Source organism: Kitasatospora sp. NBC_00374 (assembly GCF_041434935.1).
In the GTDB taxonomy this organism is placed as follows: Bacteria; Actinomycetota; Actinomycetes; order Streptomycetales; family Streptomycetaceae; genus Kitasatospora.
The window spans coordinates 239471-259537 of record NZ_CP107964.1; the positions used below are offsets into that span (position 1 = coordinate 239471).

Genomic DNA, 20067 nt, shown 5'->3' on the forward strand with positions numbered 1-20067 from the left:
AAGCGGTGTCCCCCCTCCCGCCGGGCGACCCCGCCCGCCCGACAGGCCATCAAGACCACCCCCACACCGGCAGAAAGCCCACGACACCACCCACCATGAGGCCCACGACCTCTCGACAAGGCCCGCGACGGCCAGTCACGGCCGGCGACGAAAGGCCCCCGTCGACGAAACGGCGCAACAGGCGGGCGAAGACCCGGGCATCCACCCGCGGCCACGTGCCGAGCGAGGCCTCGACGGCGGCCACCACTCACCGCCCGGTGACCGCCACGATGCCGCCGCCGTCACCGGTGCGGGCGAGCACGGTCACACGGCCGGCGGCCGGGTCGGACCCACGTCACAACAGGCCGGCCCGCTCCACACGGCCGGCGCGGCGACCGACAGCAGAGCGCCCCAGGTCGACCCCGCGCCCCAGGCCCGCGGCGCAGCACCGACCGGACCAGGCAAAGCCGCCGAAGACCCGGCAGGTGAAGTCATCGACCGCCTCCCCCAGCCCCTCGGTGAGGCGGGTGTGGACGCGGGCGCGGGTGCCCCGCCGCAGGAGCAGCCCGACGGCGTGGGCGATATCGTTCCCGGTCGTCCTCAGGCACACATCACCCGCACTCCCCGTGCGAGCCACCGCCATCACACCGGAGGAACCCTCCCAGCGCCGCGAGCCCTGCATCGACAGGGCGCGCCCCGGCCCGACCATTGGCGGCTCGCCTCAGACCACGTCTCGACGGGTAGGAAGCCGTTGCCCTACCGACCAAGGAACTCGCCGATCGAACGGGAGCCCCGTCCGGGTGATCGCGGTCGGTGCCGGCCGTGATCGAGAACGCCCAACGGCCGTCTGGACTTCGCCGTCACATCACCTGGGTAGTGCTGTGACCGGGAACGTTCACCGGGTTGGTGGTGGCGGGGCCGAACCGGTTGGATGTGGCGGACATCCAACGGAGTGGGGGCACGGTGGCGGAGCCGGTCAAGGTCAGGAGACTGACCGATCAGGAGGGCCAGCACTTACAACGGATCGTGCGCCGGGGCAGCACCAACACGGTGCGCTACCGACGGGCGATGATGCTGCTGGCCTCGGCCGACGGCAACCGGGTGCCAGTGATCGCCCAGCTCGTCCAGGCCGACGAGGACACCGTCCGGGACCTGATCCACCGGTTTAACGAGATCGGCCTGGCCTGCCTGGACCCTCGATGGGCGGGAGGCCGTCCCCGCCTGCTCAGCACTGACGACGAGGACTTCGTCGTCCAGACGGCCACCACCCGCCCGGCCAAGCTCGGGCAGCCCTTCACCCACTGGTCCATCCGCAAACTGCTCACCTACCTGGGTCGGCCGGGGGCCCCGGTCGGTGGCCGGTGAGCCAGGCGGGGTCGCACAGCAGCAGGGCGTCGTCCGGTAGCAGGGGCATCGAGCCGTGTGTCCGTGCGGCGTCGGCGAGGCGACCGTCGAGTCCGTCGCACGGCAGGTCGAAGAACGCGCCCTCCGCGGCGGGTTCGACCTGTCGTGGAACCGATCGGCGCCGCAACGCCGCGGCGGTGAGGAAGCGGTCCGCCTCCTGCCGTGCCTCTTGGGACAGGACGCTGAAGATCCGGACGGTCTCGCCCAGATTCTCCCAGCCGACCTGGTCGAGGAGCGCAGGCGGAACGACGACGCCGGACGCGGTCGGTGCGGCAGACGCGTGCGCTGCCCGGACGCGGACGGAGAGAAGCCGCCAGGGCCCGTGCGGCAGACCGAGGAGCATCACCGCGCGCTCGCACACCGCGTCCAGGCAGTCGAACGCCGCCGTGGAGCGCGCCCGGACCATCGCACGGGCGTCCCGCAGCCGCAGGGCTGCTCCCGAGGATGTGAGGGCGTGCACCACCAGGGGACCGAGGAGCCGCAGGGCCATGCCGCGGTCGAGGACGACGGCGCCCGGGTCGTCCGTCGGCAGGTCCGCCTCCGGCTGGTGTTCCGTACCGGCGGCCGACGGGTGGCCGATCACCAACCGCGCCTGGGCGCTGTAGTCGACGGCCCGGAGCAGGAGCGCCTCGCGCAGCGTACCGGTGGTGGTCGGCCGGGGCGTGAGGTGGTCGGACAGGCCGACCAGCGTGTGCCGTTCGCTTCCCACGGCGGGATCGGGGCAGTCGCGGTTGGCCAGGAGACGCGTGACGGCCAGCTGGAGTTCACGCTGCTCGCGGTCCATGTACCTGGGGCTGGCTCCCTCCTCCTGGCGGCGGCGGTAGGTGGCCGCGCAGGTGAGCACCGGCCGGTAGAGGGTGTTGAGGTCGCTGGTGGCCCAGTAGCCGGTGAGCGTGCGCACGTGCGGGCGGAGATCCGGTGGCAGGACCGGGATCCGCCGGATGACCACCGTGTCGAGTGGTGGGCCGTACCGACCGGAGGGGCCACTGCCGGAGGCCCGGTGCAGTAGCATCTTCACCGCCTGGCCGCCGGTGGCAGTCGAGATCTCGTATCTGCCGGGGTGCGCCACCAACTCGTCGTCGGCCAGCAGCTGCCCGGGCCGCAGGCCCGTGGACCCGGGCTCCGTCACCACGTGTGTCATGCAGTCGGCGATCCGCCGGAGCTCGTGCTCGGTCACTCCGATGGCGCGGGCCAGCTCGGTGCAGGCCCGGCCGTGCAGGTACCAGCCGTGGACGACGGACACCGGGAGCTCGATGTGGCCGAACCGGCGGCCGCGTTCGCCGGACGGGACGGTCGCCTGCCCGCAGGCACGGCAGGTGCGCCCGGAGTCCGTGGGGTGGCGGGGTTCCCCGCACGGACAGACATCGTCCCGGAGGGGACCGAAGATCCGCTGGCAGTGGATACCGCCGGGATTCGGAAGGGTCGTGCGGAAGTTGATCCCTTCCGGGTCACGCACCTCGCCGTGCGACTGGGCCACCACGTCGTTGTCGGTCATCAGCTGGAGGCTGATGCGGTCGGCCGTCAGCGTGGGGAGGACGCGGGCGGCCCGCAGCGTCGAGCCGAGGCTGCGCACGGCGTGGCTCGCGGCCTCGCCCAGGTTCGCGGGGCCGCTGGCGGGCGGGCCGAGCGGAGTGACCCCGTCCGTCTCCAGCCTCGTGGTGAGGCTCTCGCGCCAGGCCGCGCAGTCACTCCGCGGGCCGTAGAGCTCCATGGCCAGGTGGCGGGCTCCGTGAGCGGTCAGCCACCGGAAGTCCGCGGACTCGACCAGCTGGGCACCGCCGTCGCCCTGAAGGGGCTGGTGGTTCAGCAGGGAGTAGCCGCCGGCGCCGCGCGCCGCCGTGTCGAGGCTCGCCAGTCCTTGTGCGGACAAGCTCACCACGACCGTGCGAAGGGGCGTCCCGGGCGGTGGTGCCCAGGGGTGGTCCGGTGCGACCACGATGTCTGGCGAGGCGCCGGTGGCGGCGAGCCGCTCGAGTGGGGCCCTCCCGACCAGGCCGCACACCACGGCATCGGCGCCGTCCGCGTCGGTGAGGACGTCCCCGTCCCGTACCCGGTGGTCGGTGGCCACGGTCACCGTGACCCGGGTCTGCAGCCCGTACCCGGCGTCCGAACGGCGCCCCACCGCAGCCGGGAGCCTGTGCTTCGCCGGGAAGCCGGGATCGATCCACTGGTCCAGCACGTGTCCCGGTTGGTCCCCCGGCATGCGCAGCGACCGGTCCTCCATCATCTGACCCGGGTAGATGACCTCCAGCAGTTTCTGCTCGGGCGTACGGGGTGTCTCCGGCCCCATGGGCGCGGCGATGCCCACCAGCAACTGGCCGGGCAGCACCGGGCGACCTGGCACGGGCAGGCCGGACTCATCGAGGCTTGACGCCTGCTCGGTGTCGACGGACGGGGGGCTCGCGGTGAGGACCGCACCGTTCGTCAGAGCGACACCGACCTGGTGCAGCACGGGCACCGCACGATCGTCCGCTGCCGCGAAGTCCTTCGCGACCACCGCGGCCCTGCCCCGTAGTCTGGGTGACGCGGCGACAGTGCACTGGAACGTGACGGTGCCCCGGCTCACCAACTCGCCCGGACTGAGGTCGGGCACGGCGACCTTCCGTAGCCGGTGCCAGAATCCGCGGGTGTAGAGGTGAGGGCGCACGCGTTCGTGGTCGTCCCACTCCATCAGCTGGCCCAGCAGCAGGTCCGTGAACCGGTCGTATCCGCTACGGTGCCGCAGCAGCGTGCGCCGCAGCATCGCCTCCAGCAGAGGGGGCTCAAACCCGGTCTGCCGGTCGTACGCGACCGTGTCCTCGAACCCGAGGAACCGGTCGCCGACCTCCGGCCGGTCCCGCTCCGCCCGGCCGCTGGCCCAGAAGACGGCAGGCGGGTCGAAGCCGACCACCCCGTCGCGCTCGCGGACACCGATCGGCAGCGGCAGCCACATCAGCAACAGGCGCTGCTCCTCCTCGAGTTCTCCCGACTCGCCGTCGACGCGGACGTCCACGGTGAGGGGGACGAGGAAATCGTCCGGCCCCGCCCCGCCGCGCCTCACCTGCCACAGGTTGGCCAAAGTCACTCTGGTGCGGCAGTCGGGGCAGACGGCGTAACAGACGGACTCGCCGCACGAGGCGCAGCCGGGGGGAGGGTGCGGGATCCGGCCGTGGCCCGCGACCTCGCCGCACGGGCAGTGGTGGTCGAACCGGCGGGCGAGCCCGGTCACCCGGCCGCAGGAGCAGGTCCACTCTCCGAGCTCGTAGCCGGCGAGCCGCAGCCGAAGGCCGTAGCGGGCCTTCGAGGCGAAGAGGCGCTTCACCACCTTGTCGAGCCCGGCGGCCGACCGCTCGTCCGGCAGCAGGTCGAGCTGCAGGAACTCGGCGTAGGCCCGGCAGTGCGCCCGCTGCGCCTCCATGCTCCCGGGCCTGGCGAACGGGTGCTGCTGGACGAGCACCACCTGCAGGTAGCGGACCAGATCGGGACTGCTCTTCAGGAAGTGGTCGCGCGCGATGCGCAGATCGGCTCCGAGGGCGTTCGGCCCGTCGTCCATGCGTCCCACCGGACCGGTCGTCAGCCGCCGCAGACGCTGGAACTCCGGGTCGAGGAGCGTGTCGAGGAGGTCGTCGCCGCGGTTCTCGTCGGCGGCGCACCGGACGGCATTCCCGATCGAGTAGTCGGTGGGGTCCGCCCGCCAGTCGCGAGCGAGCGCGGACAGGCCGGCGTCGAGCTCGCCGCTGCTCCACAGGGCCCGCATCTCGCTGAGGAAGTCGCCCATCGACTATGCCTCCCCGTCTTGGAGCCGGCTCAGGAAGTACTGCCGGAAGCGGTCGTGGCAGAAGCTGTAGCTGCGACGGTTGAGCCCGGCGAGGGGCCCGTCGAGGTACTGCACCAGCAGGAAGCGGTGGATCTCGCGGATGATCGGATCGAAGTTGTACCAGGCCAGGCCCGGGACGCCCCTGACCAGGTCACTCCCGCTGAGGGTGCCGGCCTTCAGCAGGTAGGAGAGAATCCGGAGGTGCTCCGCTCGGTGCGCGCTGCGGTACAGCTGCTCCAACTGCTGGTCGAGATAGCTTTCCAGGCCCGTGGGCATGCGCTTGACGGTCTGGCGTGTCAGCCGTCCGGTCGCGGCGTCGTCGACCAGGAACCGTATGTAGAACGGGTCGCCCGCGGAGACCCGGTACATCTCCGAGACGAAGTCCTCGTCGGCCGCCAGCGCCGGGGCTTCGCCGCCCGCCATGCCGAGCAGTTCCACAAGCGCCGCCAGGTCCAGGCCCGGAAGGGACACGCGCAGGCCCAGGTGGTCCGCCCTGAAGCCGATGTCGTCGAGGTAGGACCTCCCGTCCAGCCACCGGGCCGACAGCACGACCGTCATCCCCGGCGGCAGTCGGTGCGGGAGCAGAGGACCGAGCTCGGAGGTTTCCGCCAGCTCGTCGATGGCGTCGAGGACGACGACGGTCTGCTTCCTGGGCTGGCGGGCGAGGAGGCCGCGGAAGTGCTGCTGCAGGCTGGTGGGGTCGAGGCCCGGCACGTGCGCGGGATCCAGCTGCTCGCACAGGCAGTTCAGCACGTGGACGAGGCTGGTGGGATCGAAGCCGCTGCCGCCCCGGTACGCCTGGCTGATGAAGTGGTAGTGGAACTCGGGGTTCCGGTGGACGAGGTCCGCGAGGAGGGAAGTCTTGCCAAAGCCTGACTTCGCCTCGACGAAGACGTAGCCGGAGCCCCGGTCCCGGATGTGCGCCGTGATCAGAGCGGTCTCGGCCTGCCGTCCGGCGAAGAGATGCGTGTGCTGCCCGATGAGGTTGTCGAAGAACTCCCTCAGCTGCGGCCTGGGGGGATCGGACTGCTCCTCCTCCGCCCGGTCGTACAGCTCGTGCAGCGGCTCGACCGTCATCCTCATGGCCTTGGCGAGCGCGTCCAAGGTCTCCGACGACATCAGTTCCGGTCCGTTCAGCGCCTTGCTGACCGTGGTGCGGCCAAGGGATGCCTGGCGTGCCAGTGCGATCGTCGTCATCCGCAGCTCAGCACGGCGGTTGCGAAGGAGTCGACGGAGCCGGTCCGCCGCCGAGCGGTCGTCCGGCCGGTCTCGCCCCGCGTCGTTCGAATCTGCCACAGAACCCTCCGGGGCACCGGCCGTGCAGCCGACCGCGGTGTACAGATGCGTTCACCCGAACGCCAGCGTACACGCCGGGTGGCATCGTGAATTGCGGACAACGACCCACGGGAAAAAGGAGATTGAACGATGATCACACAGTCTGGCGCGGCGGTCTGGATGCTTGCGGCCGCGGTCCTCGCCGCAGTCCTGGTCGCACTTGTCGCCGCCGCCGCGGCCGGATTCCTCGCACGCTGGGACGGAGCCACGCTGCCCGGTGCCATCACCCGCGCGGGCGGCGCCTTCGCGGTCGCGCTCACCCTGCTCTGCGGCATCATCGCGCTGGGCACCGCTCTTCGGAGCTGAACGGCTCGGCCGGACGGGGCGCCGTCAGCGCGGGCGGTTCATCGCGGTGAGGAGGGGGGAATCCGCGGTGGCCGGCTGCGTGTTGAACGCCCTGTAGCCCCAGGCCTCGTAGAGCCGCCGGACCCTGCCCTCACCCGCGAGCGGGTTGACCATCAGCGCGACGCGGTCCTCGGTGCGGGTGGCCAGCAGGGAGTCATGGATGCGGCGGGCGGCGCCGGTGCCGCGCCACGGGGTGCGGACGCCGATCTCCTTGACGGCCAGCACGGCTGTGTCCGTGAAGCCGGCGGGAAGGGGTTTGGCCAGGCGGCTCCAGTACCGGTCGACGGTGTTGCCGTAGGCGTAGCCGACGGCGACCTCGCCGTCGTAGCCGAGGACCAGTTCGAATCCGGGCTCGGTGCGATGGCGGTCGAGGCGTTCGGTGAACGCCTCGACGCAGTAGTTCGGCAGGTGGAGTAGCGGTGCCTGGACGTCCGCGTAGACCCTCTCTGTCAGCCTTGGGTGAGACGTCCCGCTTGTCGGGTTAGCCTGAGAGGGCCCGAGTAGGAGTTCCACCCCTGATGACCAGCACCAATCCGCCCGCAGCCGACCCGGCTCCCCGGCCGAAGCGCCGCACGTTCAGCCCCGAGTACAAGCTGCGGATCGTGGCGGAGTACGACGCCGCGCCCGAGGGCGAAAAGGGCGCGGTCCTGCGCCGTGAGCGCCTGTACCACTCGCACGTCACCGAGTGGCGGGCCGCGCGCGATGCCGGGGCCCTGGAGAGCCTGGTCGACCGGCGCACGAGCCCGGTCCGCCCGAAGAAGTCCGCCGCCGAAGTCGAGAACGAGAAGCTGCGCCGACAGGTGGAACGGCTGGAGAAGGAGCTCGCCCGGAACAAGGCTGCGGTGGAGGTCCTGGGAAAAGGTGCGCCACGAACGCGGGAGGCCGCAATGGGTAGTTGAGCGGCTGAACGCGATGCTGTGCGAGTGATGAAGGTAGGCCCTTCGGAGCCGCCCTGCGGGGGGAGGCTTCAAACCACCACATGCTGCGGAAGCGGTGACGCGACCGTGGTGAGCGATGTGGAAAAGGCGTCCAAGAGGCGTCAGGTAGGGATCAGGAAGACGGAGCGCAAATCCCCGCGAGGGGGACGCTGTTGACGCGTCGTTAAGGATTGAAGCGGCATCAAAACCGGGGGTTACTTTTTGCCCCGGGATGAGCCTGGCGGATACCCGATCTACTGGCCAGGTGGTGCCCGGCGTGGAGGCGACGTGATCCTGGTCTGCTGCGCTCGCAGGGAACGTGGGAAGGCACGAACTGATGTTGCGGTTACCCGTTTTGGATGATGCCGCGCAAGGGAGGACCTCAAGCGGAGAACCCGTAAGAGGCAGAGTACCGATGCAGTTCGTGTTGGCGGACCGGTCCGTAGTAGTGGTGAAGCCCTTGCTGAGCGCGGTGGGGGTGGAGCGAAGGGGCCGGATTGTCCGTGGTTCGTTTGTTTGGTCAACCGGGCTTTGTCCGGGAGGAGCTGCGTGAGCGGGCTGAAGTCGTCAGGGAAGTCGTTTGAGATTTCGAAGAGAGAAGTCTGGGATGCGTACCTGAAGGTGAGGGAGAATCAGGGTGCTGCGGGGGTGGATGGCTGCACTGTCGAAGAGTTCGAGAAGGACTTGCAGGGGAATCTCTACAAGATCTGGAATCGCATGTCTTCGGGTAGCTATTTTCCGCCTCCGGTAAAAGGTGTGGAGATTCCCAAGCCGCATGGCGGCGGGGTCCGACTCCTCGGTGTGCCTACCGTGGCGGACAGGATCGCCCAGACGGTGGTGGCCGTTCACATGGAGAAGCGGGTAGAGCCTGTGTTCCACCCCGACTCCTTCGGCTACCGGCCGGGAAGGTCGGCCCTGGACGCGGTGGCAACATGCCGGCGGCGATGCTGGAAGAAGAAGTGGGCGGTCGAGTTCGACATTGCCAAGTTCTTCGACAGTGTCCGCTGGGACCTGATCGTCAAGGCGGTCGAATCTCATACCGATGCCGCATGGGTGATTCTGTACGTGAAGCGGTGGCTTGCCGCCCCAGTACTGATGCCCAACGGTGCCTTGCAGCACCGAGATCGGGGAACTCCGCAAGGGTCCTCGGTCTCACCCGTACTGGCCAACCTGTTCCTGCACTACGCGTTCGACATGTGGCTCACCCGGACTTTCCCGGGCGTCCAGTTCGAACGCTATGCGGATGACGCGGTAATTCATTGCTCATCCGAGCGTCAGGCCCGAAAGGTCCTGGAGCAGTTGGGACTGAGGATGGCAGAGGTGGGACTTGAGTTGCACCCGGACAAGACCCGGATCGTGTACTGCGGGAAGACGAAGGAGGGCGGCGGAGCCGCCACATCCTTCACTTTTCTCGGTTACACTTTCCGGAACCGTCCGGCGGTCGACCGGAATGGAGATGTGTTCACGTCCTTCCTTCCGGCGGTCAGCAAGGACGCCTTGAAGAGGATGAGCATGGAAGTCCGCTCGTGGCGGATTCACATGCATGTCACCTACTCCTTCAGTGAGTTCGCGAAATGGCTGAACCCCATCATTCGCGGGTGGATGCAGTACTACGGGGCGTTCTATCAAACCGAACTGTATCCCCTCCTACAGCGCATCAATTACTACCTGTTGCGCTGGGTCCGGAAGAAGCACAAACGACTGAAGACCTACAAGAAGGCCACGAGGAGATGGGATCAGGTCGTAGCGGCCTACCCCGCATTCTTCGCGCACTGGAAATGGGTCAACGTCACCTGACGAAGAGGGCGATAGGAGCCCGGTGACGGGAGACTGTCACGCCGGGATCTGTGGGAGCCCGGGGGTGCGATTCCCCCGGGCCACCCGACCGTCGGCGCTCTTGGAAATGATCTCCGAGAGCGCGGACTGAGGCACGCCGCCGATCCCGTCGTGGACGAGGCGTTCACCGCCGTCGAACACGAGCTGGGCACCACGGCCGCGTGCCGGCTGACCGGCCGCTCCAGAGCCACCCACTACCGCAGGCTGAAGCCGCCGCCCCCGCGCGGGCCCAGGTCCCCGCAGGTCCAGCCGTCGGCCCTGACGGCCGAAGAGCGTGGCGCGGTACTGGCGTTGATGAACAGCTCCGAGTACGCCGAGCTGCCACCCGCACAGATCTGGGCCCGTGAACTGGATACCGGTCGCTACCACTGCTCGGTCTCCACGATGTACCGGATCCTGCGAGCGCGGGGGCAGTCGGGTGAGCGCCGCCGCCAGGCCACCCACCCGGCCAAGACGGTGCCCGAACTGGTCGCCGACGGCCCCTCCCAGGTGTTCACCTGGGACATCACCAAAGCGGCCGGCCCCGGCAAGGGCATCTGGTACCACGCCTACGTCGTCATCGACATCTTCAGCCGCTACATCGTCGGCCACACCGTCGAATTGGCCGAATCAGCCGAGCGGGCTGAGGAGTTGATCCGCGAGACCATCGCGCGCAACGGCATCGTCCCCGAGACCGTGCACGCCGACCGGGGCACCTCGATGACCTCCAAGAAGGTCTCCCAGCTGCTGATCGATCTCGGCGTCACCCGGAGTCACTCGCGCCCCAAGGTCTCCAACGACAACCCCTACAGCGAGGCCCAGTTCAAGACCACCAAGTACATGTCCGACTATCCCGCGCGCTTCGACTCCCTGGCCCACGCCCGCGAATAGTTCGACGCCTTCACCTCGTACTACAACCACGAGCACAGGCACTCGGGCATCGGACTTCACACGCCCGCCAGCGTCCACTTCGGCACCGCGGAGGAGATCCGTGACCAGCGGGCCGTCACCCTCGCCGAGGCCTACGCGCGGCACCCCGAACGCTTCGGCCGCCGCCCCAGACCACCCGAGATCCCGAAGACGGCGTGGATCAACGACCCCGCCAAGCGCAGGGAACCCACACCACAAACCTCATAGCGTCACAACCGTCTCACTGGACTTGAAATCTTCCGTCCGCGTCGACCTCGACCACTAGGCCGTGTCTCCCCGATCATGAGCTGCTCCAGATGGTGCCGACTGCGAGGGTGACTGCTGCCCAGGAGGGGCGAGCGAGGTGTGGGCAGCCGTTAGCTGCTGTGATTGCTGGTGGCGAGTTCGGGTTGTGGGCTGTGCCGCAGGAGGCGGTCGCCGATGACGTGGACGACGGCGAGGCCGATGACGAGGATGGCGATGCCCGCGAGGATTTCGAAGCCGCGGTGTTCGGCTTCGACGGCGACCTGGCCGGGGGAGGCGAGGGCGAGGACGATGGCGAAGGTGTAGAGGCCGTACATGAGCCAATACCTGTTGGCCTGGGTGAGAGCGGCGATGAACGCGACGGTGGCGATGGCCGAGGTGACCCAGACGGACGGGGCGAGGATCGCCACGGGCAGGGCGGCGCCGGCGCCGGCGGCGGTGCCGATGGCCTTGCCCCGGATCCGGTCGCGTTTTCCTGTGACGATGTACAGCGCGAGGATGATGATCGGCTCCGGCACCCAGTAGGGCTCGGTCCACCCGAGCGCCACCCCGAGTGCGGCCGCGGCACCGAGGGCGGCGCCGAACACGAGCGCCACCACGGCGGCCACCTTGACGGGCAGGCGGTCGCCTTCGACGACAGGGGCGGCGCCGAAGCGGTGGGCGATCACGATGCCGTAGCCCACACCGAGGGCCGCCATGATCCCGGAGATCAGCGCGTCGGTGCCGGACTGCGTCGGTGCCGCGAACGTGGCGGCGAAGGCGAGCGTCAGCAGCGGCGGGAGCCAGCCGAAGCCGATCCCGGCCCCCACGACGGCGCCGGTCACCGCGAGGAGCGCCACCCACCACCAGTCGTAGGCGGTGAGGGCGCCCAGGCCGACCGCAACCCCCGCCGCGGGGGCGAGGTACAGCATGCGGCGGGTTCCGCCGAGCTTCGCCCCGACGACGCCCAGGAGCAGGCCGAGGAACACGGCCTGGGCACCCAGCTGCCCGGCGACGATCCCAGCCACCGCGACCGGCAGCCCGATCGCCACCACGACAGCGCCGAGAATGTGCAGCCACCGATGGGCGCCCGACTGCTTGGCCGGAACCGCTGCCGCGTCCGGCTTCCCGCCGTTCGGAACGTCCCCGTGCTCAGCCTCGCCCACCGCACGACCCTTCCCACGTCCGGGGCCAGGGGCTGGCTCACTTGCCTGCCCGGCTCTGCGGTCACCCTACGCAACCGGGCATCCCAGACCGGCGAACGCCACTGACGCATCCGGGTGCTGGCAGGTCGCGCACGGCGTGGTCGCCGCGGTCACAGATTGTTTATCAAGAACCTTTTTCTGCGCAGCCCCTGTCGTTTTGGGGTGCCACTGGCCCTGCCCCGAACCATGCCTCTCCGATCATCTGACTCGTTGGCTCGATATGACTGGCCGCGGGGATCTGACCGACAGTGAGTGGGAGCGGCTGGCGCCGCTCCTGCCGGTGAGCAACGGACGCTGTGGCAGATGGCGGGACCACCGGCAGGTGATCAACGGGGTCCTGCATCGGGTGCGGACCGGCGTGCAGTGGCGTGATCTGCCTGAGCGGTTCGGTCCGTGGAAGACCGTGTACAAGAGGCATGTGCAGTGGTCGGCCGACGGGACCTGGGAGCGGCTTCTCCAGCAGGTTCAGGCCGTCGCGGACGCCGAGGGCGCCATCGACTGGGACATCTCGGTCGATTCCACGGTGATGCGCGCTCATCAGCACGCCGCCGGGGCTCGCACAGCGCCTCCGCCCATGTCCTTAAAGGGGGGCAGCGGTGGTGGAACACCAGATCGATCCGGTTTGGAAGGGCCTGGCCGGCCACCTGGCGGAGGTGGTGCGGCAGGTGAGGGCCTGGGCCGCTCGCGGGGCGGGTTCACCACCAAGGTCCACCTGAGTGCCGATGGCCGGTGTCGGCCGCTGTCCCTGCTGGTCACGTCCGGGCAGCGGGCGGACTGCACGCAGTTCGAGCCGGTCATGGAGAAGATCCGCGTTCCGAGGACCGGCTCCGGGCGGCCCCGCAGGCGACCGGACAGCGTCAGTGCCGATAAGGCGTACAGCAACCGCCGGACCCGGGCCTACCTGCGCAAGCGGGGTATCCGGCACGTGATCCCGGAGAAGGCCGACCAGGCGGCGAACCGCGTCAAGCGCGGCTCGCACGGCGGTCGGCCTCCCGGCTTCGACAAGGAGCGGTACAAGAAGCGCAACGTCGTGGAGCGAGCGATCAACAAGCTCAAGGGCTTTCGAGGTGTGGCAACGCGATACGACAAGCGCGGCCATGTCTTCCTCGGCACCGTCACGTTCGCAGCCATCATCATCTGGATCCGCTCATGATCGAAGAGACAGACCCTAGGACTCGCCCACCTGCCCTCCGGCAGCTTCCAGGCGAACAACGCGTGGCTGACCTTGTGGGCGATCGCGTTCAACCTGCTGCGGGCCGCCGGCAGCCTCGCCGGCGTCTTCCACACCAGGGCGACCACCGCGACCCTGCGGGCCCACCTGGTCAACGTTCCTGCCCGCATCGCCCGTTCGGCCCGCAGGCTGACACTCCACCTGCCCGCCCGATGGCCCTGGCAGCACGCGTTCACCGACCTGTTCGACGCCGCCCACGCACCACCGGGCTGATCACCCGACCCGACCACCGCCCGCCAGGGCCCGACCGGAGCAGACGTGGAAGAGCTGGGCAGACCAGCGGACACCCCACGCCCTCCAGCCGCTCACCCCGACAAAACCGCCGACACCCTCAGCCCCGAATCAGCTCGGTGGATTCGGGCTGAGACGGCCATGGCCCACCACGCGCTGGAGGTGCTGGACGCGCACTTCCTGGTCGACGGACGGCAGGTTCCGGCCGCGCACCGAGCCCGATGGCTGGCCGCCGTCGCGGGTGCGGATCGAGGCCGCCCGCGCCAGTCCACCATTTCCATAAACTATGAATATAAAAATGCTATGCTTCGAGCATGAGTCGTCAAGACACCGCTCCTGGCGCGTCCGCCGCCATCGGGGCAGCCCTCTACGGCCTGGCCACCAGGGCCGCGAGACGCCTGCCCCGGGACATGAGCCTGACGTCCGCCGCCACCCTGGCCACCCTGGACCGGACCGGCCCGCGGCGCATCACCGATCTGGCCGCGGTCGAGGGCGTCACCCAGCCCGCGATGACCGCCCTGGTCCGGGTGATGGAGGAGTCCGGCCTGGTCGAGCGGCGGGGCGACGCGTCCGACAAGCGGGTCACGCTGGTGTGCCTGACCGAGGCCGGCGCCTCCTATGTCCGGACGCGGCGCCAGGCGGGCGTCCACGCGTTCGAGCGGTTGATCGGCGAGCTCACCGGCGACGAGGTCGAGGCGCTGGTGGCGGCCCTTCCGGCGCTGAAGCATCTGGCAGAGCTCGAAAGCCAGGACCGCGAAGGGCCGAAGCAGTGACCGGGCAGCCGGTCGGCGGGGTCGCGGTGAAGGCGTTCCCGGTGGCGCGTTCCGAGGCGCGGCTGCTGGTCCCCGCCCTGATGTTCATCGCTCTGGTCGTGGCGGCGGTCGCCAGCCTCGGAACGCCGCTCATCACCAGCGTGGCGACCTCGTTCCACGTCTCGCTCGGCAGCGCGCAGTGGACGCTGACCGTCGCGCTGCTCAGCGGCGCCGTCGCCACACCGGTCCTGGGCCGGCTCGGAGCCGGCCCGCACCGGCGGGCCACGATCCTCGCCACGCTGGCGGTCGTCGTCGCCGGCAGCGCGCTCACCGTGCTGCCGCTGCCGTTCGCGTGGCTGCTGGCCGGCAGGGCGGCGCAGGGCGTTGGGCTCGGGCTGACGGCGCTGATGATGGGCGTGGCCCGGGACCACCTCCCCGAGGAGCGCAGCGCGGCCGTGATCGCCCTGATCTCGGTGGTCTCGATCATCGGGGCCGGCGTCGGCTACCCGCTGGCCGCACTGCTCGCCGAGCTCGGCGGGGTACGGGCCGCCTACGGCCTCGGCCTGGTCGTCACCGCCGCCGCCCTCCTGACCGCGTGGCGCTCCATGCCCGAAGCCCCCGAAGGCCGCTCCGCCCACGTGGACGTGGCAGGCGCGGTCTTCCTGGCCGCTGCGCTGCTCCTGGTGCTGTTCCTCGCCGGCGAACGGAATCTGTGGAGCCGGCACCTCGCCGTGGCGGCGGGCCTCGCCGTCGTCGCGGTGGTGCTGCTCTGCGTCTGGGCCGTCATCGAGCTGCGCAGCACGACGCCCCTGGTCGATGTGCGGGCGGTGCGGCACCCGGCGGTCGCCGGGGCGAACCTCGCCACGTTCGTCGGCGGGATCGGCATGTACCTCCTGCTCACGCTCATCACCCGGTACGCGCAGACGCCGCACGGCGCCGGCTACGGCTTCGGGCTGACGACCTTCGTCGCCGGGCTGGTCCTCATCCCGTTCTCGGTGCTGGGGTTCGTCGCCGGCAAGCTCACGCCGCGGGTCCGGACGCGGATCGTCGACCCCCTGCTCCTGGCCGGCAGCGCCGTCGTGGTCGGCGGCGGGTTCGCCCTGTTCGCGGCGGCCCGGTCGGACCTGGCCGAACTGTTCGCGGCGATGGGCGTGCTCGGCTTCGGCGTCGGCGGCTTCTCGGCCGCGATGCCCGGCGTCATCCTGGCCGTCACCCCCAAGAGCGAGACGTCGAGCGCCATGAGCTTCAACTACGTCGTCCGCAGCGTCGGGTACTCCCTGGGCAGCGCCATCGGCGGCCTGATCCTCGCCGCGGGCACCGGCCCCGGCCACCTCTTCCCCGACGACAGCGCCTACACCACCGCGGCGCTGGTCGGCATCGGCGCCATGGCGATCACGACGCTGACAAGCCTCGCTCTCGCCCGCCGACGCTCGTCCGAGACCAACCCGTAAGTCAGATGCACTCATCCCAACACTGGAGGTTCCATGCCCAAGGGCTACTGGGTCAGCGTCTACCGCACCATTTCAGACCCTGAGAAGCTGGCTGCTTACAACAAGCTGGCCGCTCCGGCCGTCAAGGCCGGGGGCGGTCGGACCTTCGTCCGTGGCGGTCGGGTCGTGGCGCATGACGCCGGAATCGCCGAGCGTACCGTCCTGATCGAGTTCGACAGCTTCGAGCAGGCCGTCGCGGCACGCGAGAGTGCGGCCTACCAGGAGGCGCTGGTCGCCCTCTCCGACGGCGTCGAGCGCGACTTCCGCATCGTCGAAGGCATCGACTGACCGAGGTCCACGGACGGCACGGTTGTCGGGGTAGAGGCCGCGCATGGTCTGCTCGGGTCCGAGGGCTTGGCGGACCTGGCGTTCGATCAGGCAGAACACCAGCAGGGCCAGGCAGATCACGGTGAGCAGGGCCGCGATGCGCCGGTTGTGCTGCAGGAAGATCGGGGCGACCGCGAGCGGGCCCTTGAAGTCGCTGTAACGGCGCTCGACCACGGCCTGGCCCTTGTAGCGCAGGAACACCTGCTCGGCGGTGGCCTGGTCGGGGGTGAGGTTGGTCAGCAGCGCGTACCAGCCGTCGACGGCGGCCTCGGCGACCAGGACCTCCTGGTCGAAGTACCAGGTCAGGATGGGGTGGCCGTCAGGATCGGCGCCGATGGCGGTCCGCAGGCAGGACGCGACCCGGTGGGTCTTGGTGATCACGCCGATCCGGGCGGCGACGTTCTGGGCGGTGCTGTAGAAGCGGCCGCCGCAGCCGCGTTGGAGCTTGTCCAGGTCCTCGGCGGCCCGGCGTATGCGCTTGTCACGGGCCGCGCGCTGGCCGGCGGCGTTGCCGGTGGAGTGGACCAGGATCCGCCGCAGGCCGATCACGGGGTCGCGCTTGCGGGGCCCGGCCAGGACGTGGGTGTCCTCCAGGACCCGGTAGACACCGCGCTCGGCCGGGTCCTTGCCCGCCTCCCGGTCCGCCGTGTAGTCGACCACCTGCGCAGACGCCGGGTCCAGAGCGGCGTAGAGGTGGTCGGGGATCTTGGCGGCGGGGGCCGGGGCGACGAACCGGACCCCGGCCCCGACCAGGGCCGTGATGTTCGGGTAGGACACCAGTTTCGAGTCCGCGACCAGGAGGAAGTCCCGTCGGCCGGCCATCTTCCGCAGGGCGGTCATGGCGCCGACGACCTGGGCGACCTCACCGGCCCCGCCGTCGTAGACGCGGTGGAACACCGGCACGCCGCCGTCACCGGTGACCGCCAGCCCGGCCTGGACCTGCTTCAGATCGACCCGCCGGTCCTTCGGATGCCCGTATCTGACCTGCGGGAAGCCGTCCTCCTGGTCCTCGTAGGCACCGTGCAGCGACATGCTGGTCATGTCCCAGCGCAGCCGCGCCACGTCGATCCCGAACTCGGCGATCGCCCGCGCGCCCACACTGCCGACGATCTCCTCCAGACAAGGAGCGATCGCGTCCAGCGCCCGGGCCAGCCGGTCGTCGCCCAGCAGTGCGGGCTCGATCCCGAAGACCTCGTCCACCGCCCACTCGGCGGCCCAGTCGCCCACCCGCACCAGCGGCGCGGGCGCGGACAGCCGATTGGCCACCAGCACCTCGATGACCTGCCCGTGTGTCAGATGCGCGACCTCACGCACCGGACACAGCTCGTCGACGATCCCGGCCACGTCCAGCCGGCGCAGAAACCCGGCAGAGGCGGGCAGAGCACCCAGACGCCTCTCCACCACGGGTGCGATCTCCACGACGAAGCGTGGACGGTGCACCCGGGACCGCGGCGAGCGAGATATCGACGACACGCCCCGCCCAACGAACCGCACCCCACCGAGGTACCGGCCACATCATCAGTTCATCCGAACCACGCATGTGCGGAGGACGGGACTAGCCGTCCAGGAGCGCCTCCAGCGATGCCCGGTGGCGCGGGTTCACCGCGATGGTCAGCCGGTCCCCGCGTTCCTCGACGATCACGGCGATGCCGCCGATCCAGCCGGCCCGGTGGCAGCGGTCCGGGTCGGGTTCGTCGGTACCGGAGAGCCGCACCGGTGTGCCGTCGGCCACCCGAAGCGGCCCGGTGCGGCGCAGGGTGTCGCCGGGCAGCCGGGCGATGCGCAGCCCGTCCAGGTTCTGCCCGTGCAGCCACTCGACGAGGTGCTCGAAGCCTGGGGCGGCGAGCAGCCAGGCCGTCGTCGGCCCGGAGTGTTCCGTGGAGCGGAGCAGCCAGCGGTCCGGGTCGAGTCGGTGGGCGCCCGGAACCAGGAGCGGGAACGGTCGTTCCACCGCTCCCCCGCCGGGCACCAGCGTCCGTTCGGCGGGTGCGGTCAGCCAGATCGAGTACCAGGAGCCGAACGCGGCGCTCAGCACGGCCTCGGCGGACAGCCGGAGGTAGCTGGGTGCGTACGGCACGATCTCGTTGTCGTCCCAGAGCACGCTCAGCACCGCCGGGTCGGCGACGCCCTCGTGTTCGTCGGTGACCGCGAAGCCGATGCCGTCGTTGTCGGCGTACACCAGGCGGTAGCGGGACGGGAGGTCGGCCTCGGTGAGGGTGAAGTGCTCCTCCGCGCCGTACTCGGCGAGGCGTTGGCGCACCGTGGTGATCCCCGACGCGACGTGCGGGTTCGTGATCCGTCCGGCGGCGAACAGCGGGGCCCAGCCGACCGCCTCCCAGAAGGCCCGGATCAGCGGGGGTTCGGCGGGTTCGAAGGCGATCGGGCGGACGGTGCTGCGGTAGAGCAGCGACTGGCGTTCCAACAGCTCGCGGATGGCCTGGGCCTCGGCGCCGACCCGGCCGAGGTCCGGCCCGTCGAGCGGCCGCCCGTCGGGATGCGACCGGTCGAGGGTCTGCCCGTCGGGATCGGACGTGCCCCTCTGCCCGTGGACGTTCACCATGCCTGCTGCCACCCTTCCCTGGTCTCGTCCCGGATCACGCGCCCGCCGAGCCGGGTCAACTCCTGGCCCACCGCCGTCCGGTGCCGCGGGTCGCAGTGCAGGACGGCCTGGTCGCCGAGGCTCTCGATCCACACGTCCGCGCCGTCGATCCGGCCGATCGCCTCCACCGTCCGGTCGAACGGCGTCCGGCGGTCGCGGGGCACCCGGCGGACGTCCGTCCCGTCGAGGTCGAGTACCGCCGCGGTGACGATCAGTCGGCCGGGGCCCGGCGGGTGCAGCCGCGCCAGCGTCGCGTCGTCGACGCTCCGGGCGAGGGCGAAGTAGTGTGCCGGCGAGCGGAAGACCAGCAGTTCGGGCAGTGCGGGCCGAACGTCCTGACGTGCCGGCCCGGGTTCGCTCAGCCGCCAGACACCGTCGCCGAGCACCTCCAGCCAGGGATAGACGGACGGGAGGACGGGCTCGCCGGTGAGCCCGCAGCGCGGATCGAAGCGCGCCGAGCGGTGCAGCGCGGCCCGCTGCAGGATGTGCCAGATCTGCCACTCCACCGCGCTGCCGTGCCAGCGGTGGACCGGCCGGCCGTCGCTCCTCACCACGACCACCGGCGGATCGTCCTGGCCGGCCGACTCGTCGGTGACGGCGACCTCGTCCAGCACCGCCGCCAGCTCGCTGCGGGGCCCGCGGGCGGCCAGCACCCGGAACCGCCGTCCCAGCCGTGCCCAGGCCGGGCCGTGGTCGTCCGCCTCCACGCCCCAGCGGTCGCGGCGCTCGGCGTCGTCGAACCACTCCTCGAAGACCTCGGTCATGATCCGCCGGCTCTCGGCCGTGCCCGTGCTGGTCCGCGTGCCCGGCGCCACGGTCACTTCGCTGACGCCGATGCCCTGCCACAGGGCGGCCAGCCTGCGGGGTACGTCCGCAGCGGGCGCGGCGGCGCGCCGGGTGGCGCCGTGGCGCGGGTGCAGCTCCGTCAGCAGGGCGTCGAGGCGGGCGAACTCGGCGCGCTCGTCATCGTCGGATCGATCCACGGTGCTCTCTCGTCGAAGGGGCCGGCCGGGGCACCGACCGCTCCGGATTCCAGGGTGCCGCCCGAGCGTACGGGAGACCTCGGACACCCGGTGCGCCGGGCGGCCGGGGACGCCCTCCACCACAGGGCCCGGGCGCCGCAGCCGGCCGGCGGGGCGTTCCGGATGTCCGCCCGACCCCGCCGCCGGGCGCCCCGGTACCCGGGGTCAGCGAGGGCTGAGCAGGCAGAACTCGTTGCCCTCCGGGTCGGCCATGACCGTCCACGGCACGTCACCCTGTCCCACGTCGGCGAGCGTCGCACCGAGATCCTTCAGCCGCGCGACCAGCTCCGCCTGGTGGGCGAGCGAGGTGGTGGCCAGATCGAGGTGCACCCGGTGATCGGCGTCATCCGTGTCACCGACGCGCTGCTGCCGTCGCTGCGCCGCTCCCGGTCGCCCCGGATCGTCACCGTGTCCAGCAGCGTCGGCTTGCTCACCCGTCAGGCCGGGCCCAGCGGTGGGTTCTTCGA

At 70.5% G+C, this 20067-nt stretch carries 14 protein-coding genes and 4 pseudogenes; 10 read left to right on the forward strand and 8 right to left on the reverse strand.

Features of this window, described 5'->3' with window-relative positions:
- Nucleotides 1–942: 942 nt before the first annotated feature.
- A pseudogene (locus tag OG871_RS01120) lies at nucleotides 943–1311 on the forward strand (transposase); the annotation flags it as partial.
- On the opposite strand, the gene OG871_RS01125 reads toward OG871_RS01120, so the two are convergent.
- A complete protein-coding gene (locus OG871_RS01125; protein ID WP_371493625.1) occupies nucleotides 1301–5140 on the reverse strand; it encodes a hypothetical protein in 3840 nt (1279 codons plus the stop codon). The pseudogene OG871_RS01120 and the gene OG871_RS01125 sit on opposite strands and share 11 nt — an antisense overlap.
- 3 nt (nucleotides 5141–5143) lie before the next feature.
- Complete coding sequence (locus OG871_RS01130) at nucleotides 5144–6475, reverse strand: helix-turn-helix domain-containing protein (RefSeq protein WP_371493626.1); 1332 nt, start codon at nucleotides 6473–6475, stop codon at nucleotides 5144–5146.
- Between the two features lie 129 nt (nucleotides 6476–6604).
- Here OG871_RS01130 and OG871_RS01135 point away from each other — a divergent pair, with 129 nt between their 5' ends.
- Nucleotides 6605–6820 carry a hypothetical protein gene (locus OG871_RS01135; RefSeq protein WP_371493627.1) on the forward strand — a complete coding sequence of 72 codons (216 nt, stop codon included), beginning with the start codon at nucleotides 6605–6607 and terminating at the stop codon, nucleotides 6818–6820.
- A gap of 24 nt (nucleotides 6821–6844) precedes the next feature.
- Here OG871_RS01135 and OG871_RS01140 read toward each other — a convergent pair whose 3' ends face one another.
- Nucleotides 6845–7312, reverse strand: a complete 468-nt coding sequence (locus OG871_RS01140; RefSeq protein ID WP_371503188.1) for a GNAT family N-acetyltransferase — start codon at nucleotides 7310–7312, stop codon at nucleotides 6845–6847.
- A gap of 65 nt (nucleotides 7313–7377) precedes the next feature.
- On the opposite strand from OG871_RS01140, the gene OG871_RS01145 reads away from it, so the two are divergent.
- From OG871_RS01145 to OG871_RS01155, 3 genes are all read left to right on the forward strand, one after another.
- The gene (locus tag OG871_RS01145) at nucleotides 7378–7758 is read left to right on the forward strand and encodes a hypothetical protein (protein WP_371493628.1); all 381 of its coding nucleotides are present in this window, start codon (nucleotides 7378–7380) and stop codon (nucleotides 7756–7758) included.
- 567 nt (nucleotides 7759–8325) lie between these two features.
- A complete protein-coding gene (gene ltrA, locus OG871_RS01150; RefSeq protein WP_371493629.1) occupies nucleotides 8326–9573 on the forward strand; it encodes a group II intron reverse transcriptase/maturase in 1248 nt (415 codons plus the stop codon).
- 150 nt (nucleotides 9574–9723) lie between these two features.
- Nucleotides 9724–10482 (forward strand): transposase, encoded by a 759-nt coding sequence (locus OG871_RS01155; RefSeq protein WP_371493630.1) that lies wholly within the window; start codon nucleotides 9724–9726, stop codon nucleotides 10480–10482.
- A 395-nt stretch (nucleotides 10483–10877) separates the two neighbouring features.
- Here the strand turns inward: OG871_RS01155 and OG871_RS01160 are convergent, their stop codons facing one another.
- The gene (locus OG871_RS01160; protein WP_371493632.1) at nucleotides 10878–11909 is read right to left on the reverse strand and encodes an FUSC family protein; all 1032 of its coding nucleotides are present in this window, start codon (nucleotides 11907–11909) and stop codon (nucleotides 10878–10880) included.
- A 259-nt stretch (nucleotides 11910–12168) separates the two neighbouring features.
- Here OG871_RS01160 and OG871_RS01165 point away from each other — a divergent pair, with 259 nt between their 5' ends.
- The 5 genes and pseudogenes from OG871_RS01165 to OG871_RS01185 all read left to right on the forward strand — a co-directional run bounded on the left by OG871_RS01165 (nucleotide 12169) and on the right by OG871_RS01185 (nucleotide 15940).
- Nucleotides 12169–13101 (forward strand): IS5 family transposase, encoded by a 933-nt coding sequence (locus OG871_RS01165; protein WP_371493634.1) that lies wholly within the window; start codon nucleotides 12169–12171, stop codon nucleotides 13099–13101.
- Between the two features lie 18 nt (nucleotides 13102–13119).
- A pseudogene (locus OG871_RS01170) lies at nucleotides 13120–13392 on the forward strand (transposase); the annotation flags it as partial.
- Nucleotides 13393–13820: 428 nt separating this feature from the next.
- Nucleotides 13821–14183, forward strand: a complete 363-nt coding sequence (locus OG871_RS01175) for a MarR family winged helix-turn-helix transcriptional regulator (protein WP_014173936.1) — start codon at nucleotides 13821–13823, stop codon at nucleotides 14181–14183.
- Nucleotides 14180–15613: an MFS transporter gene (locus OG871_RS01180; protein WP_371493635.1), complete on the forward strand. Its 1434-nt coding sequence runs from the start codon at nucleotides 14180–14182 to the stop codon at nucleotides 15611–15613. Before OG871_RS01175 ends, OG871_RS01180 begins: the two co-directional genes overlap by 4 nt.
- A gap of 33 nt (nucleotides 15614–15646) precedes the next feature.
- Complete coding sequence (locus OG871_RS01185; RefSeq protein WP_371493636.1) at nucleotides 15647–15940, forward strand: DUF1330 domain-containing protein; 294 nt, start codon at nucleotides 15647–15649, stop codon at nucleotides 15938–15940.
- 69 nt (nucleotides 15941–16009) lie between these two features.
- On the opposite strand, the pseudogene OG871_RS01190 reads toward OG871_RS01185, so the two are convergent.
- The 4 genes and pseudogenes from OG871_RS01190 to OG871_RS01205 all read right to left on the reverse strand — a co-directional run.
- A pseudogene (locus OG871_RS01190) lies at nucleotides 16010–17473 on the reverse strand (IS1634 family transposase); the annotation flags it as partial.
- 61 nt (nucleotides 17474–17534) lie between these two features.
- Complete coding sequence (locus OG871_RS01195; protein WP_371493637.1) at nucleotides 17535–18539, reverse strand: hypothetical protein; 1005 nt, start codon at nucleotides 18537–18539, stop codon at nucleotides 17535–17537.
- A complete protein-coding gene (locus OG871_RS01200; protein ID WP_371493638.1) occupies nucleotides 18533–19561 on the reverse strand; it encodes a hypothetical protein in 1029 nt (342 codons plus the stop codon). The genes OG871_RS01195 and OG871_RS01200 overlap by 7 nt, the downstream gene beginning before the upstream one ends.
- Nucleotides 19562–19768: 207 nt before the next feature.
- Nucleotides 19769–20050, reverse strand: a pseudogene (locus OG871_RS01205) (VOC family protein); the annotation flags it as partial.
- Between the last annotated feature and the right edge of the window lie 17 nt (nucleotides 20051–20067).